At 51.3% G+C, this 15875-nt stretch carries 19 protein-coding genes; 8 read left to right on the top strand and 11 right to left on the bottom strand.

Annotated elements, in window-relative coordinates:
• Positions 1-6 precede the first annotated feature (6 nt).
• The 4 genes from J1G48_RS20325 to aspA form a co-directional block, all read right to left on the bottom strand.
• Positions 7-1710: a protein-disulfide reductase DsbD gene (locus J1G48_RS20325; protein ID WP_000068885.1), complete on the bottom strand. Its 1704-nt coding sequence runs from the start codon at positions 1708-1710 to the stop codon at positions 7-9.
• Complete coding sequence (gene cutA, locus J1G48_RS20320; protein ID WP_000887832.1) at positions 1686-2033, bottom strand: divalent cation tolerance protein CutA; 348 nt, start codon at positions 2031-2033, stop codon at positions 1686-1688. The genes J1G48_RS20325 and cutA overlap by 25 nt, the downstream gene beginning before the upstream one ends.
• Before the next feature lie 120 nt (positions 2034-2153).
• Complete coding sequence (gene dcuA / locus J1G48_RS20315; protein WP_000637595.1) at positions 2154-3455, bottom strand: anaerobic C4-dicarboxylate transporter DcuA; 1302 nt, start codon at positions 3453-3455, stop codon at positions 2154-2156.
• Between the two features lie 114 nt (positions 3456-3569).
• Positions 3570-5006 carry an aspartate ammonia-lyase gene (gene aspA / locus J1G48_RS20310; RefSeq protein ID WP_000069440.1) on the bottom strand — a complete coding sequence of 479 codons (1437 nt, stop codon included), beginning with the start codon at positions 5004-5006 and terminating at the stop codon, positions 3570-3572.
• A gap of 340 nt (positions 5007-5346) precedes the next feature.
• Here aspA and J1G48_RS20305 point away from each other — a divergent pair, with 340 nt between their 5' ends.
• Positions 5347-5823 carry an FxsA family protein gene (locus J1G48_RS20305; protein WP_001267291.1) on the top strand — a complete coding sequence of 159 codons (477 nt, stop codon included), beginning with the start codon at positions 5347-5349 and terminating at the stop codon, positions 5821-5823.
• Positions 5824-5881: 58 nt separating this feature from the next.
• Here the strand turns inward: J1G48_RS20305 and yjeH are convergent, their stop codons facing one another.
• Complete coding sequence (gene yjeH, locus J1G48_RS20300; RefSeq protein ID WP_001670701.1) at positions 5882-7123, bottom strand: L-methionine/branched-chain amino acid transporter; 1242 nt, start codon at positions 7121-7123, stop codon at positions 5882-5884.
• Positions 7124-7398: 275 nt separating this feature from the next.
• On the opposite strand from yjeH, the gene J1G48_RS20295 reads away from it, so the two are divergent.
• The 3 genes from J1G48_RS20295 to J1G48_RS20285 all read left to right on the top strand — a co-directional run bounded on the left by J1G48_RS20295 (position 7399) and on the right by J1G48_RS20285 (position 9979).
• Positions 7399-7692 (top strand): co-chaperone GroES, encoded by a 294-nt coding sequence (locus J1G48_RS20295; RefSeq protein ID WP_000027827.1) that lies wholly within the window; start codon positions 7399-7401, stop codon positions 7690-7692.
• A 43-nt stretch (positions 7693-7735) separates the two neighbouring features.
• On the top strand, positions 7736-9382 hold the full coding sequence (gene groL, locus J1G48_RS20290) for a chaperonin GroEL (RefSeq protein ID WP_000729126.1): 1647 nt from the start codon (positions 7736-7738) through the stop codon (positions 9380-9382).
• A 243-nt stretch (positions 9383-9625) separates the two neighbouring features.
• Entirely contained in the window at positions 9626-9979 is a 354-nt protein-coding gene (locus J1G48_RS20285) for a DUF4156 domain-containing protein (protein ID WP_000558210.1), read from the top strand.
• A gap of 47 nt (positions 9980-10026) precedes the next feature.
• Here the strand turns inward: J1G48_RS20285 and J1G48_RS20280 are convergent, their stop codons facing one another.
• Complete coding sequence (locus J1G48_RS20280) at positions 10027-10884, bottom strand: YjeJ family protein (RefSeq protein ID WP_001229228.1); 858 nt, start codon at positions 10882-10884, stop codon at positions 10027-10029.
• Positions 10885-11165: 281 nt separating this feature from the next.
• Positions 11166-12194, bottom strand: a complete 1029-nt coding sequence (gene epmB, locus J1G48_RS20275; RefSeq protein WP_000940482.1) for an EF-P beta-lysylation protein EpmB — start codon at positions 12192-12194, stop codon at positions 11166-11168.
• 40 nt (positions 12195-12234) lie between these two features.
• Here epmB and efp point away from each other — a divergent pair, with 40 nt between their 5' ends.
• From efp to ecnB, 3 genes are all read left to right on the top strand, one after another.
• Complete coding sequence (gene efp / locus J1G48_RS20270; RefSeq protein WP_000257282.1) at positions 12235-12801, top strand: elongation factor P; 567 nt, start codon at positions 12235-12237, stop codon at positions 12799-12801.
• A gap of 60 nt (positions 12802-12861) precedes the next feature.
• Positions 12862-12996, top strand: a complete 135-nt coding sequence (locus J1G48_RS20265) for an entericidin A/B family lipoprotein (RefSeq protein ID WP_001595192.1) — start codon at positions 12862-12864, stop codon at positions 12994-12996.
• Between the two features lie 107 nt (positions 12997-13103).
• Positions 13104-13250, top strand: a complete 147-nt coding sequence (ecnB, locus tag J1G48_RS20260; RefSeq protein ID WP_000239598.1) for a lipoprotein toxin entericidin B — start codon at positions 13104-13106, stop codon at positions 13248-13250.
• Between the two features lie 30 nt (positions 13251-13280).
• On the opposite strand, the gene J1G48_RS20255 is transcribed toward ecnB, so the two are convergent.
• Positions 13281-13868 (bottom strand): LuxR C-terminal-related transcriptional regulator, encoded by a 588-nt coding sequence (locus J1G48_RS20255; protein WP_000912957.1) that lies wholly within the window; start codon positions 13866-13868, stop codon positions 13281-13283.
• A 256-nt stretch (positions 13869-14124) separates the two neighbouring features.
• Between J1G48_RS20255 and sugE the strand changes: the two genes are divergently transcribed.
• Positions 14125-14442, top strand: coding sequence for a quaternary ammonium compound efflux SMR transporter SugE (gene sugE, locus J1G48_RS20250; protein WP_000119127.1), 318 nt, complete (start codon positions 14125-14127; stop codon positions 14440-14442).
• Between the two features lie 16 nt (positions 14443-14458).
• Here sugE and J1G48_RS20245 read toward each other — a convergent pair whose 3' ends face one another.
• From J1G48_RS20245 to frdC, 3 genes are all read right to left on the bottom strand, one after another.
• Complete coding sequence (locus J1G48_RS20245) at positions 14459-14992, bottom strand: lipocalin family protein (RefSeq protein WP_001221670.1); 534 nt, start codon at positions 14990-14992, stop codon at positions 14459-14461.
• Positions 14993-15103: 111 nt separating this feature from the next.
• Positions 15104-15463: a fumarate reductase subunit FrdD gene (frdD, locus tag J1G48_RS20240; RefSeq protein WP_000609650.1), complete on the bottom strand. Its 360-nt coding sequence runs from the start codon at positions 15461-15463 to the stop codon at positions 15104-15106.
• 10 nt (positions 15464-15473) lie between these two features.
• Positions 15474-15869 carry a fumarate reductase subunit FrdC gene (gene frdC, locus J1G48_RS20235; protein ID WP_000208749.1) on the bottom strand — a complete coding sequence of 132 codons (396 nt, stop codon included), beginning with the start codon at positions 15867-15869 and terminating at the stop codon, positions 15474-15476.
• Positions 15870-15875 lie beyond the last annotated feature (6 nt).

Raw genomic sequence — 15875 nt, 5'->3', positions numbered from 1 at the left:
TGTCGCTCACGGTTGGCGATCGTGCAAATGCGCGCTAAAGGTGGCGGCGTCCATAAAGCCGGTGACTCGCGATTGCGGCTGTTCCTGGCCTTGGGCATTAAAGAACAGAATGGTGGGCAGCCCGAGGACTTGCAGATGCTTTAACAGCGCGACATCCTGCGCATTGTTAGCGGTGACGTTAGCCTGCAAGAGCACCGTGTCGCCGAGCGCCTGCTGGACCCGCGGATCGCTGAAGGTATACTTTTCAAACTCTTTACAGGCCACGCACCAGTCGGCGTAGAAATCCAGCATAACGGGTTTGCCTTTGGCCTGCGCCAGCGCCTGATTGAGTTCGTCCACGGTAGAAATAGCCGTGAAATTGAGGTGCGCTGGAGCTTGCGCGGATGGCGATCCGAACGCCCAATCCTGTAGAGGCCGCACGCTAATGAGCGCTGCCGCCAGCAGGATAATCTGTACGATACGCATCCACGCTCGTCTGGCCTGAAGGCTGGTGATAAAGGCCCAACCAAAGAAAGCGACGCCCAGCAGCGACCACAGACGTAAACCCCAAGCCTCGCCAATAATCCGCTCCAGTAAAAAGACCGGTAACGCGAGGATCACGAAACCAAAAGCGGTTTTAACATGCGCCATCCACGGGCCGCTTTTCGGTAACAGGCGGTTGCCAAACACGGTGACCAGCATTAGCGGCAGACCCATACCTAATGCATACAAATACAGCGTGCCGCCGCCCAGCCACATGTTGCCGCTCTGAGCGATATAAAGCAGAATCGCGCTTAACGGCGCTGTAGTGCAGGGCGAGCAAATTAATCCGGCAATCGCCCCCATAACAAAAACACCGCCGGGCGAGCCGCCTTGCTGACGATTACTCATTAATGTCAGCCGGGTTTGCAGTGAGGAGGGGAGCTGTAGTGTGAACAGGCCAAACATCGACAACGCAAGCAGGGTGAACACGATGGCAAGGCCGATTAACACATAAGGGTGCTGCAGCGCCGCCTGAAACTGTAATCCCGCTGCGGCGACGACCAGACCCAGTGCGGTATAGGTCAGCGCCATCCCTTGTACATAGATAAAGGCCAGCAGCAGTGCGCGCCCCGTCGACAAACGTTGCCTTCCCCCCAGGACAATACCGGAAATCAGCGGATACATGGGTAAAACGCAGGGCGTAAAGGCGATGCCTATGCCGATCAGCAGTGCCCAGAGCGCGGAAAAAGGTAGCTGGGCGGCGGGTTTTGACGTCTCACTCGTCTGGGTGACAGCAGGCGTCGGCGTGGCGTCTATTGCCGCGGCGACTTCACTTAGCGGCACCGTTTTCGTTTCCGGCGGATAACAGAATCCCGCATCGGCGCACCCCTGGTACGTTATCGTTAATGTCGCGCCAGCCGCCGCCTGGTTAACCGTTACCGGAACGTTTAGCCGCTTACGGTAGATTTCGCTTTTCCCGTAGAACTCATCTTCATGCCAGACGCCTGCCGGGAGTTGGACTGCTGCGATATCCGCTTTCGTCGGCGTGATACTGATTTGTTTACGGTAAAGGTAGTAACCCTCTTTTACCTGCCAAGAGAGGGTAAGATCGTGTTGATTTTGCTGAAAATCAAAAACAAACGCCCGGTCGGCAGGGACGAACTGCGAGCGACCCGGCGCGTCGAATAATCCGGCGAAGGCGGATGTGCTGCACAGCAGCAGGATCAGCGTAAAGATGCGTTGAGCCATGAGAGGTAATCAGTATCTCCGTGAGTAACAGGTAAAACCAGAAGTTCAGGCGTTTGATACGGGTGATGAGACTTCAGGCAGTCGATAAGCGCTTGCTGATGTGAAACGGTGGTTTTTAAGATCATTTGAACTTCATACTCCTGCTCCAGTTTGCCTTCCCAGTAGTACAGCGATGTCGCGCCGGGGAGGAGGGTGGCGCAGGCGGCCAGTTTTTCCGCCAGCACTTTGGCGGCCAGATCCTGGGCGGTAGCTTCATCCGGGGCGGTACAAAGCACCACAACGGCCTCGGGGATGGAAATATCCTGACTCTTAACATCAAGCATAAACACCTCGAAAGAACAAAAAGACCCGCAAGTGAACGGTCACTATACAACGGACGAGGGCAGGATGTTAGTCAAAGGGCGGGAGAATGCGGGGCGTGATACGCCCCGCGGGTGAAACACTTACAGCATAAAGCTGCCCAGCAGGAAGCCGAAGCAGACAGCCAGAACGACGCCCAGGGTGCCTGGGATGAAGAACGGGTGGTTAAAGACGAATTTACCGATACGGGTTGTACCGGTGTCATCCATCTGTACCGCCGCAACCAGAGTCGGGTAGGTCGGCAAAATGAACAGGCCGGAAACGGCGGCGAAGGAAGCGACTGCCGTCAGCGGAGAGACGTTCAGCGCCAGCGCCATCGGCATCAGCGCTTTCGCCGTTGCCGCCTGAGAGTAGAGCAGCGCGGAAGCAAAGAAGAAGATGACGGCCAGCAGCCACGGATGCCCCTGGATGACGCTACCCGCAGTGTCTTTGATCCAGTCGATGTTAGCGGATACGAAAGTATCGCCCAGCCACGCCACGCCCAGAATACAGATACAGGCGCTCATCCCTGCTTTAAAGGTACTGGAGTTGAGGATGGCGTCAGTTTCCACTTTACACAGGATGGTGGTCAGCGTTGCGACGCTCAACATGATGATCAAAATAGCGTTGGTGGTGTTCATCAGCGGTTTCTCAACCAGGCCGAGGCTCGGACTGTTAACAATCGCATAAACAACCACGCAAATAACGCCCAGCAGGAACAGCCAGACGGAATTTTTTGCCATCGGTTTGATTTCAATCTGCTTTTCACCACGCAGTTCAATCAGCCCTTCTTCCAGACGCTTGCGGTAAATCGGGTCGTCCGACAGTTTGGAGTTGAACAGCATCGTGACCAGGAAGGACATCACCAGCACCGCCAGCAGCGTAGAGGGGATAACCACGGACAGCAGGTGAATGTAGCTAATGCCATGACCTTCCATAACAGAAGACATATACACCACGGCCGCAGAAATCGGCGAGGCGGTAATCGCAATCTGCGCGGATACCACGGCGGTCGAGAGCGGACGGCAAGGTTTGATTCCCTGCTCCTTCGCGACTTCAGCAATAACCGGCAGCGTTGCCAGGGAAATGTTCCCGGTACCAGCAAAAATAGTCAGGAAATAGGTCACAATCGGTGCGAGGATAGTGATGTATTTCGGGTTCTTACGCAGCAGTTTTTCCGTCTGGTTTACCAAATAATCCAGACCGCCCGCGACCTGCATAGCAGAGATCGCGGCGATAACCGCCATGATGATGGAAATGACATCGAATGGAATTGTCCCTGGCTTCACGCCGATGGCGGCAAGTACCAGAACACCCAGCCCACCTGCGAATCCAATACCGATGCCCCCAAGTCTGGCGCCCAAAAAGATTGCCAGCAAAACAATGATAAGTTCGACAACTATCATATTAGCCTTCCTTGTTGTTTAACAAGTTGATATTAAATTGTTGTTATTTGGTAACTTCTTGTAAGAAAAAAGGCACGTCATCGTGACGTGCCTCTTTGGTACTACCCTGTACGATTACTGTTCGCTTTCATCAGTATAACGTTTAGCTTTATAAGCCGGGTGCATCAAGTTCTGTACGGAGAAAATATCGTCCAGCTCGGCTTCCGTTAACAGGCCGCGCTCCAGCACAACTTCACGTACGCTCTTACCGGTTTCAGCACAGATTTTACCGACGATGTCGCCGTTGTGGTGGCCGATGAACGGGTTGAGGTAAGTGACGATACCGATGGAGTTATAAACGTACCCTTCGCACACTTCTTTATTCGCGGTAATGCCGTTAACGCATTTTTCCAGCAGGTTGTAGCACGCGTTGCTCAGAATGTGGATGGATTCGAACATCGCCTGACCGATAACCGGCTCCATAACGTTCAACTGCAACTGACCGGCTTCCGCCGCCATCGTAACGGTGGTGTCGTTACCGATGACTTTAAAGCATACCTGGTTTACGACTTCCGGTACAACCGGGTTCACTTTGGCTGGCATGATGGAAGAGCCCGCCTGCAGTTCCGGCAGGTTGATCTCGTTCAGGCCGGCACGAGGACCAGAAGAGAGCAAGCGCAGGTCGTTACAGATTTTGGACATCTTCACTGCCAGACGTTTCAGCGCGCTGTGAACCATAACATACGCGCCACAGTCAGATGTCGCCTCAATCAGATCTTCAGCCGGAACACAGGCGAAACCAGTGACTTCAGCCAGTTTTTTCACCGCCAGCGGAGAGTATTCTTTCGGCGTGTTCAGACCAGTACCGATTGCCGTTGCGCCAAGGTTGACTTCCAGCAGCAGCTCAGCAGTACGCTCGATGCTTTTCACTTCTTCTTTCAGCAGGATGCTGAACGCACGGAATTCTTGACCAAGCGTCATCGGTACGGCGTCCTGCAACTGGGTACGACCCATTTTCAGGATGTCCTGGAATTCAACCGCTTTACGTTCGAAACCTTCACGCAACTGGTTGATGGCATCGATCAGTTTGACGATAGAGGCGTAAACCGCTACACGGAAGCCTGTCGGATAGGCGTCGTTAGTGGATTGACATTTATTCACGTGGTCGTTCGGGTTCAGGTACTGATATTCACCTTTCTGATGACCCATCAGTTCCAGCCCGATGTTGGCCAGCACTTCGTTGGTATTCATGTTGACGGAAGTGCCCGCGCCGCCCTGGTAGACATCTACCGGGAACTGGTCCATGCACTTACCGTTGTTAAGGACTTCATCACATGCGGCAATGATGGCATTCGCCACACTCTTAGGAATGGTTTGCAGCTCTTTGTTGGCCAGCGCCGCCGCTTTTTTTACCATAACCATGCCACGCACAAATTCAGGGATGTCGCTGATTTTGTTATTGCTAATGTAGAAGTTTTCAATCGCTCTCAGAGTGTGAACACCATAGTAGGCTTCAGCTGGAACTTCCCTGGTACCCAACAGATCTTCTTCGATACGAATGTTGTTTGACATGTGAACCTTCTTTTTCAAGCTGCCAATGATTTTTACTTTAAAACACACAGGATATATGTGATTTCGAATGTTTTCTGACCGACGATTATCCCCTCCATCGGCCTGATAAACGAGATCATATGCTGGTTCAGAATTCCTACCGTAATCTGGATCACTTAAAGTGTGGGAATTTACCCCTTATTTATTATTTTGTGAAATAGGTCACCGCTTTAGTATTACTACCTAAAATAGGTGTACAAACCACTTGAAATTTTGCTACGCACCACCATATCGAATCGATGCGAATCGCAACCCCATTCAAATGGTCGTCGCAGACGGCCATGACTTACAGGAGAGTCCTTTGCGCTGGATACCCTTTTTAGCTGTCTTTCTCTATGTTTACATTGAGATTTCTATCTTTATCCAGGTCGCCCATGTGCTTGGCGTCCTGATGACGTTAATCCTGGTGATTTTTACGTCTGTTATCGGTATGTCGCTGGTACGTAACCAGGGTTTTAAAAACTTTTTGCTGATGCAACAAAAAATGGCGGCCGGTGAGAGCCCGGCGGCAGAAATGATTAAGAGTGTATCGCTGATCATCGCTGGCTTACTGCTCCTGTTGCCGGGATTTTTCACCGATTTTCTCGGCCTTCTCCTTTTGTTACCGCCAGTGCAAAAACATTTGACGCTGAAGTTGCTGCCGCATTTACGTTTTTCCCGGATGCCGGGCGGCGGGTTTAGCGCGGGTACTGGCGGTGGCGAAACATTTGACGGCGAGTATCAGCGTAAAGATGACGATCGCGATCGTATTGAACATAAAGACGATCGTCGGGATTAAAGGTAGAGATGCTGGCCGGATAAGTCGCGTGAGGCGTTATCCGGCCAACAGATACGTCTTACGCCATGCGTTTTCGCTTCGGTAAAAACAGCCATAATGCTGCCAGCATGATAATGGCATATAAGCTTTTCCACCCCAGCATTACCAGCAATAACAGGCACAGTAGACAACCCGTCACCGCCAGTGCATAGCAGCGCCCTTTCAATAGTCGACAGCCCGCCAGCATACAAAGCAGATAGAGCATAATAAAAATACCGTTAGCATAGACGATCAGCGCATTGAGGTTAATCTTCAGGGCGTAGACGACCAGGGAACTCACGCAACAACAGGCCAGAATAACGTTTAACGCGTGCAAGGGAAGGCGCCCGGGAGAGAGTTGAGCCAGATAGTGATCGGGCTGATATTGCATTTGCGTCCATATCAGACGCGCAAAACTCTGAGCATACACATTCAGGCTGGCAAAGCAGGTGAGATAACCAATAATGCAGGCTATCCACAACGCCTGGATACCGAAGAGATGAACAATAATAAGCGGTAGCGATGCTGTTGCCGCTATCTTGTCGCTATAGACGCCAAAATGCAGCACCACGGCGGTACAGGTCCAATAAATGGAGCCGGCCAGCATCAGGCCAATGATCAATGCGCGCGGAAAATCACGTTCAGGATTTTTAAATTCAGACGACAAATGCGTAAACGCCTCAATTCCCACAAATCCCCAGAACATGATCGCCAGGGCGGTACACAGCCGGGAAAAGGTGATTTCGTTTGCGGCTGGGAAGGTGATATCCGCAGGTTTAATCGCGCCTTTCCACAGAATGGCGGCAATAAGCGCGATAATTAATCCAGCGATAATGGCTTGCAGGTTGGCGCTGGAGCTGGCGCCGCGCGATCCCATAAACCATAGCAAACCTAGAGTACCCAGCTCCCCAAATAAGAGCTGTTCGCTTTGCCAGCCAAACAGCGCCTGGCCGAAACCCACCGCAATATGCAAGGCTGCGGGAAAACTAACAGGAATGACTGATAAAAACAGCCAACTGATCACCCGTTGCAGACGCGGGCCAAATGCCATCCCGACAAAATGCGCTACGCCGCCAGCGTGTGGAAAATGGCGCCCCAGCACAGCAAAGACAATCGCAATAGGGAAAATCAAAATAATGAGCAGCGGCCATGCCCAAAGGCTGATGTCGCCTGCCGCCAGCGCAGCCAGCTCCGGAAGCGCAAAAACGCCAGTCCCTAATAATGATGTGGTTAACAAGATAACGCCCTGAACCAACCCAAGCTCTTTTTTTAGTTCATTCATCAGCTCATTATCCGGCGGCATTGTAACGTCAGGTGACGACAGGCATTTTTAAGCGTATCACACACGCCTTTTCTTATAGCAGGATGTTCTAAACCTTGGGTAAACGTGAGATAAGTAGCGTTTTTACCGCTTTTTTCGCTCAGAAGAATTTTTTTTCATCTCCCCCCTTGAAGGGGCAAAACCCCATCCCCATCTCTCTGGTCACCAGCCGGGAAACCGTTTACGGGCCGGCGTCACCCATAACTGATAATGACTTTCTCAAAGGAGAGCTATCAATGAGTATTCGTCCGTTACATGATCGTGTGATCGTCAAACGTAAAGAAGTTGAGTCCAAATCTGCTGGCGGCATCGTACTGACCGGTTCCGCAGCGGGTAAATCAACTCGTGGCGAAATCATCGCTGTCGGTAAGGGTCGCATCCTGGACAACGGTACTGTACAGCCGCTGGACGTGAAAGTTGGCGACATCGTTATTTTTAACGATGGCTACGGTGTGAAATCTGAAAAGATCGACAATGAAGAAGTGTTGATCATGTCTGAAAGCGACATTCTGGCAATTGTTGAAGCGTAATCCGCGAACGACACTGAACATACGAATTTAAGGGAAAGAGAAAATGGCAGCTAAAGACGTAAAATTCGGTAACGACGCTCGTGTGAAAATGCTGCGCGGCGTAAACGTACTGGCAGATGCAGTGAAAGTAACCCTGGGTCCGAAAGGCCGTAACGTGGTTCTGGATAAATCTTTCGGTGCGCCGACTATCACTAAAGATGGTGTTTCCGTAGCGCGTGAAATCGAACTGGAAGACAAGTTTGAAAACATGGGCGCGCAGATGGTGAAAGAAGTTGCCTCTAAAGCGAACGACGCTGCAGGCGACGGTACCACCACCGCGACCGTACTGGCGCAGTCCATCATTACCGAAGGCCTGAAAGCCGTTGCTGCGGGCATGAACCCGATGGACCTGAAACGTGGTATCGACAAAGCGGTTGCTGCTGCGGTTGAAGAGCTGAAGGCGCTGTCCGTACCGTGCTCCGACTCTAAAGCGATTGCTCAGGTAGGTACTATCTCCGCTAACTCCGACGAAACCGTAGGTAAACTGATCGCGGAAGCGATGGATAAAGTCGGTAAAGAAGGCGTCATCACCGTTGAAGACGGTACCGGTCTGCAGGATGAACTGGACGTGGTTGAAGGTATGCAGTTTGACCGCGGCTACCTGTCTCCTTACTTCATCAACAAGCCGGAAACTGGCGCAGTAGAGCTGGAAAGCCCGTTCATCCTGCTGGCTGATAAGAAAATCTCCAACATCCGCGAAATGCTGCCGGTTCTGGAAGCCGTTGCAAAAGCAGGCAAACCGCTGCTGATCATCGCTGAAGATGTTGAAGGCGAAGCGCTGGCTACCCTGGTTGTTAACACCATGCGTGGCATCGTGAAAGTGGCTGCTGTTAAGGCACCGGGCTTCGGCGATCGTCGTAAGGCGATGCTGCAGGATATCGCTACCCTGACCGGCGGTACCGTAATCTCTGAAGAGATCGGTATGGAGCTGGAAAAAGCAACCCTGGAAGACCTGGGTCAGGCGAAACGCGTTGTGATCAACAAAGACACCACCACCATCATTGATGGCGTGGGTGAAGAAGCTGCCATCCAGGGCCGTGTTGCTCAGATTCGTCAGCAGATTGAAGAAGCGACCTCCGACTACGATCGTGAAAAACTGCAGGAGCGCGTAGCGAAACTGGCAGGCGGCGTTGCGGTTATCAAAGTTGGCGCTGCGACCGAAGTTGAAATGAAAGAGAAGAAAGCCCGCGTTGAAGATGCCCTGCACGCGACCCGTGCTGCGGTAGAAGAAGGCGTGGTTGCTGGTGGTGGCGTTGCGCTGATCCGCGTTGCTTCTAAAATTGCTGACCTGAAAGGCCAGAACGAAGACCAGAACGTGGGTATCAAAGTTGCGCTGCGCGCAATGGAAGCTCCGCTGCGTCAGATCGTGCTGAACTGCGGCGAAGAGCCGTCTGTTGTCGCTAACACCGTTAAAGGCGGCGACGGTAACTACGGTTACAACGCAGCAACTGAAGAATACGGCAACATGATCGATATGGGTATCCTGGACCCAACCAAAGTTACCCGTTCTGCGCTGCAGTACGCGGCTTCTGTGGCTGGTCTGATGATCACTACCGAGTGCATGGTGACCGACCTGCCGAAAAGCGATGCTCCTGATTTAGGCGCTGCTGGTGGCATGGGTGGTATGGGTGGTATGGGCGGCATGATGTAATTGCCCACACCCTGCATCCTTCAGGCTGCAGATGCGTTGGCTAACCCCAGTCACTTACTTGAGTAAGTGACTGGGGATTAACAAACTGGCCGCCTTCCTGCAACCAGAATGATTTGGATGTTTATCTCCCAGAATTGAGAAACCCCCGGGCAGAAATGACCGGGGGTTTTTCTTTTAGTCATCTTTTTAGTATAAGATTCAGATACGGACAAAACGTCCAGCTCATTGATTATGGGGAATAACATGCACGTGAAATATTTAGCAGGGATCGTTGGCGCCGCGCTGCTGATGGCGGGTTGTAGCTCCAGCAACGAACTCACCGCTGCCGGCCAAAATGTACGCTTTGTCGAAGATAAGCCAGGCGCGGAATGCCAGCTAATTGGTACGGCAACCGGTAAACAGAGTAACTGGTTTTCAGGCCAGCACGGCGAAGAGGGTGGCTCAATGCGTGGCGCAGCGAACGATCTGCGTAATCAGGCAGCCGCGATGGGTGGAAACGTGCTGTATGGCGTAAGTAGTCCGTCACAGGGCATGTTGTCCAGTTTTGTCCCGACGGCCAGCGAGATGAACGGCCAGGTTTATAAATGTCCGAATTGATATGTCTGGATCGTAACGCCCTCTGAAAGATTCAGAGGGCGATATGGTTAGCGTTTTCCCTGCGATGATGCCATGCGTAGATTATGCAACGCGCGCATGCATTGATCTTGCGTCAGACGCGCTGCTTTACCGGTTCCAAGCGTTCTGACAAAAACCTTACACGGTTTTCCTTCCAGCTTTTTAAGACGCGGGCTGAAATTCAGCAAGCGGCGTGATATTGCTTCAGCTTCTTTAGAGCCTGACTGACTACGGGTCTTAATGATGGTGCCGCAATCATGCGATTGTCCTGCCTCATCCGTATAACGATAAACGAGCGCTAAATAATGGTTATACAGATTATGTTTCCAGTCAGGCTGGTTATAGGTATCGAATTCGATATTACCGTTTTCCAGGCAGTCAGCATCGTATAATGGTAAAAAGTCCAGCATTGAAGAAATACGCAATGCGAGCTCACGCATTTCGGCATTATTAATGGCGTGAATAATAGCCATCACCAGAACTTCAACCTGCCACTCACCGACCTGTAAATCAAGATGGCTACCATTGTGCAGCTTTAACGTAAAAGTTAATACTTTTTCTGTATTATCGCTCAACGCTAAAGATTCAACACGCTGATTAACATCGGCGTTTTCCAGCTCTTCACGGAGTATTGCCGGAATATTCTCATGCATTTTAAGCACATGACTGCTTTTGGCTTTCTGGCGTTTTTCCTGCTCTTGTTCCGGAAGCGAGTGTTGTAAATAAAGCCGGTGTTCAAGGCCGATCAACAAGTCTCGCAGCGCGAGTACAGGAAAGAAAAGCAGTGTTTCTTTATTTCTCAGTGACTTCACCTTAAGCGCCAGCGCGATAAACTTATCATTGTGACGAATAACGCCGGTATTTAGTCCCTTAATCGTTAAGGCCATGTCAATTCTCCACAAATATAAAATAATTAAATGTTTTACTGCAATGTATTTGATATATAAATTGTTTATGCCGTCCTATAAAAAGGAGAACCAGTATAATTCGAAAATGCAGTACACGCTAAGCGAGTCCTAAAACGGACTTTATTGAAAAGAGAGGACCGGAAAGGTGTATTTAACGAAGGTTAGTTTATCCTCGCCAGAGGGTGAGGAGAATCGCGGGGGAATCTCCTCGTAATATTGCGCGCTAATATTTTTCGTCGTCCCTGACGCGCCCGCGAGGATTAGCACTGCCGAAGCTGTAAATCCAGCGGTGTTTTGCTCGGTTCGCCGCCGATTTCACGCGCCAGTCTTGGCACCATATAGCCGGATACCAGCGTGAGCAGTTCGCGCATGATTTGCCGGGCTTCGTCATCGGTGACCATAAAATGCGCGGCGCCCTGCACTTTATCCAGCACATGCAGGTAATAGGGCATCACGCCAGCGTCAAATAGCGCGTTGCTCAGATTCGCCAGCGTTCGCGCGTTATCATTCACGCCACGCAGCAGGACACTCTGGTTGAGAAGCGTGACGCCCACGTGGCGCAGTTTCTTCATCGCCAGGCAGAACGCCTCGTCCACTTCATTAGCGTGGTTGATATGGTTCACCAACAAAATTTGCAGACGTGACTGGTCAAAGCGGGCGACCAGTTCGTCAGTAATGCGTGCCGGGATGACGATAGGCAACCGACTGTGGATGCGTAGCCGCTTGACGTGCTTAATGGCTTCCAGTTGCGTGAGCAGCCAGTCCAGCTCATGATCTTTCGCCATCAGCGGATCGCCGCCGGAAAAGATGATCTCATCCAGTTCCGGGTGTGCGGCGATATACTCCAGCGCGACTGTCCAGTTGCGCTTATTGCCTTGATTCTCCGCATACGGGAAGTGACGACGGAAACAGTAGCGGCAATTTACCGCACATCCGCCTTTTACCAGCAATAGCGCCCGGTTTTGGTATTTATGCAATAATCCTGGCACCACGCTGTGTTGCTCTTCCAGCGGGTCGGTGGAGAAACCGGGGGCGACAATAAATTCATCCCGGGACGTCAGTACTTGACGTAAAAGAGGATCGTCAGGGTTGCCCTTCTCCATGCGCGCAATAAAAGCGCGCGGCACGCGGAGGGCAAACAAGCGCCTGGCGTCCTGTCCTGCCCGGAGGTTTTCATCAGCTTCAATCTGTAAAAGATGCAGCAGTTCGTCGGGATTGGTCACAACATCGGCAAGTTGCGCTAACCAATCTTCTCGCAATGGGGTATTTAGGGTTACAATATGCGCCATTTTGTGGCTTAGCTACCAGTTAACAATTTCAGAGGGCCTTATGGCGACTTACTATAGCAACGATTTTCGTTCCGGTCTTAAAATCATGTTGGATGGCGAACCTTATGCGGTTGAATCCAGTGAATTCGTGAAACCGGGTAAAGGCCAGGCGTTTGCCCGCGTTAAGCTGCGCCGTCTGCTGACCGGCACGCGCGTTGAGAAAACCTTCAAATCGACCGATTCCGCTGAAGGCGCGGATGTAGTCGATATGAACCTGACTTACCTGTACAACGACGGTGAGTTCTGGCATTTCATGAACAACGAAACCTTCGAGCAGCTGTCTGCAGATGCCAAGGCTATCGGCGACAACGCAAAATGGCTGTTGGATCAGGCGGAATGCATCGTAACCCTGTGGAACGGTCAGCCTATCTCTGTCACTCCGCCGAACTTTGTTGAACTGGAAATTGTTGATACCGACCCAGGTCTGAAGGGCGATACCGCAGGTACTGGCGGCAAACCAGCCACGCTGTCTACTGGCGCAGTGGTTAAAGTTCCGCTGTTCGTGCAGATTGGCGAAGTGATCAAAGTCGATACCCGTTCCGGCGAATACGTATCCCGCGTAAAATAATTTACGTTATCGGGAAAAATGGTGCAGCGTATGCTGCGCCATCCTTTTTTTCGCGCCTCAATGATGAAACGCTTTATCAGCCTTGTCGCGCTGGTTCTTCTTACCAGCACATTATTAACGGCATGTAATACCGCCCGCGGCTTCGGCGAAGATATTCAGCATCTTGGCCACGCCATCTCCCGCGCAGCCAGCTAATCGCTTCTCGTCTTCCTAAAATTAGTCGATCGCCCGTCATTTTCTGGGATGTTGTCTATTATTAAGTTGCTATACACAAACAACATTGGCTAGAAAAGGAAGACATTATGGTTAAAAAGACAATTGCAGCGATCTTTTCTGTTTTGGTACTTTCCACTGTATTAACTGCTTGTAATACCACGCGCGGCGTGGGCGAGGACATCTCGGACGGTGGTAGTGCGATCTCTGGCGCTGCAACCAGAGCTCAGCAGTAATCATCAACGGTACGGCATGGCGTCGTACCGTTAATCGATTTTCTCCGGAAGCATAAGAAAGGGAGAATACCGATTATCCATATGAAGTTTCATACGGATATTACGCTTATAGGTGTAAACCGTTTTCCCGTGAATGCCAAGCGCATACGCAATCTCTTTATTGCTGGTGCCTTCCGTCCACATCGCGAGCACTTTTTCCTCCTGCGGAGAGAGCAATGGCGTGGCGCTTTCCGGCGCTTCCTGCAGTGGATGAGTATGTAGCGCTCCTTTAATTCGTTGTGCAAGCTCATGTAAAGGCGTGTGTTTAGATAACACCGCATGACTGGCATATTGCGGTCTGTACGGCATATTCCCTGACTGTAATAATACCAACGGCGTCATCCTGCAGGCGGCAAAAAATGCATTGATAGGCTGTTCGGGTAAGGCATCGTTGAGAAAACCATATAAATCAGCGATAACCAGGTGGGGCTTCCATTGCAGAATATGTTCTTTCGCCAGTATAAGGTTATTCATCCCGGATACCAGCAGTGAAGAACTGAGCACATCAGTGTGATTAAGCCAGGCCTCCATGCCCGTACGGGTAAAGTGGCATCGGTCTATCACTAAAATTTTCAACATAGTTTTTTGCACCCGGAAGTAGATAAAGCACTTTCTTTCCCAGAAGGCGTTCCATCATAGAGAACTCCTGTGGGCGCTAAATGCGAAAACTACGCGGCTTAAAAGGGCCAATTCCCGCCTTTAGACGGAAAAAAATAAAAAGGTTGAAATTCATTTTCTCTCAGGCAAGAATGGCTTTTCATCCGTATACGTTACAGGACGACCTGTAAACGCTATTCTCACCGGGGACGGCCCCATTAATTATCTGGAGCCTGCTATGTCCTGGAGCATTCTATTAATCGCTGGTTTACTTGAAGTGGTATGGGCTGTCGGCCTGAAGTATACCCACGGTTTTTCTCGTCTGACCCCCAGTATTATCACCATTACGGCCATGGTTATCAGTATGGCGTTACTTTCCTGGGCAATGAAAACGCTGCCTGTTGGAACGGCGTACGCCATCTGGACCGGCATCGGCGCCGTTGGGGCGGCAATCACCGGTATCCTTCTGCTGGGCGAGTCTGCCTCACCGGCGCGTTTGCTCAGTCTTGGCTTGATCGTCGCGGGTATCATTGGGCTAAAACTCAGTGCGCATTAATTCGTCGCTGACATTGCTACGAACCTGATTGTTTTACCCAAATTAATTTATTGACGTCAAACCCCTCCCGGGTCGCGACGGCCAGCATTTGCTGTTTTATTTCCTCAGAAAGCGTTGGCGTGCGAGAGAGTATCCACAGATAGTCGCGATCCGGGCCGCACACCAGCGCATGACGGTATTCCCGGTCAAGCGCAATCACGTTATAGCCGCCGTAGAACGGGCCGAAAAAAGAGACCTTGAGCGCGGCGCGGTTTGGACTACCGGTAAAATACGCTTTGCCTTCTGTTTTTTGCCACATTCCCCGATCCGGGTTATAGCCTTTATTGATGACATTAATCCCGCCATCGTCACGCAGACTATAGGTGGCCGTGACTTGTTCCAGTCCACGTTCAAATCGATGATCGAGGCGTGCGATCTCATACCAGGTGCCGAGGTAACGTTTGGCATCAAAGTTATTTACCACGGTAACGCCTTTAGGCGGAGTAGGCGAACTACAGGCGACAACCAGAAATGCAGCCGTAACTGCAGCAACGACGGGCAGAATGCGCATAAAATTTTCCTTCCAGTGTTTTTTTCTAAGTGTAGAACCTGGCGGGAAAATGAGAGGCAGGAAAAGAAAAAACGCCCTCTTATCGGGTAGATAAGAGGGCGTCGTGGCAACTTAGAGAGTGATAACGCCAATTGCCGTCACAACGGTCAGGATTGCCGCCAGACCGTAAAAGACCCATTTGCCCGCGGGCACGTGGATTTTCAGGTCATGCATCGCGTGGTGCATACGGTGTAGGCCACACCATAGCGGCAGCACGATCATCAGGAACAGAAAAACGCGACCAATAAAGCTTTGGGCGAACGTCAGTACGCGCTCAAAACTCAGGGCATCGCCCGGAAATAGCCCCAGCGGCAGCATGATGCCAACCAGTAGCACGATCACCGGCGCGATGATCGCGCCCCACATACCGCCTGCGCCAAACAGTCCCCAGAATACGGGTTCATCAGAACGTTTTGGGTTTGGATTAATCATCCGGGACTCCTTACCAGAACAGGGCAACATACAGAATGACTACGGTGACTACCGCAGTGACCACCCAAAGCCCTTTGATGATTGGCTCTGGCCCCATTTTTTCGTCTTTTACAATGATATTGGCCGCCTTCGGCGCCAGTTCAAACCAGGTTTTGGTGTGCAGCAGCGCGGCCGCCAGGGTGATCAGGTTTAAGATCACTACCACCGGGTTTTGTAAAAAGCCGACGAATCCCATCCAGGATTCCGCGCCGTGTTTGAGCGCAAACAGACCGAAAATCAGTTCAATACTGAACCAGACTGCCGGCACCGCTGTGCCTTCGCGCAGCATATAAAAGCGATAAAACGGCAGTTTTTTCCACCAGGTGGACGTCATCGGCCGCACATAGGGTTTGCGTTTAGTCGTCATGTTGCA

It is taken from the genome of Salmonella sp. SAL-020, from assembly GCF_017372215.1.
In the GTDB taxonomy this organism is placed as follows: Bacteria; Pseudomonadota; Gammaproteobacteria; order Enterobacterales; family Enterobacteriaceae; genus Salmonella; species Salmonella enterica.
The sequence above is the reverse complement of the archived record's forward strand: the minus strand, read 5'-3'. Positions and strand labels throughout refer to the sequence as shown.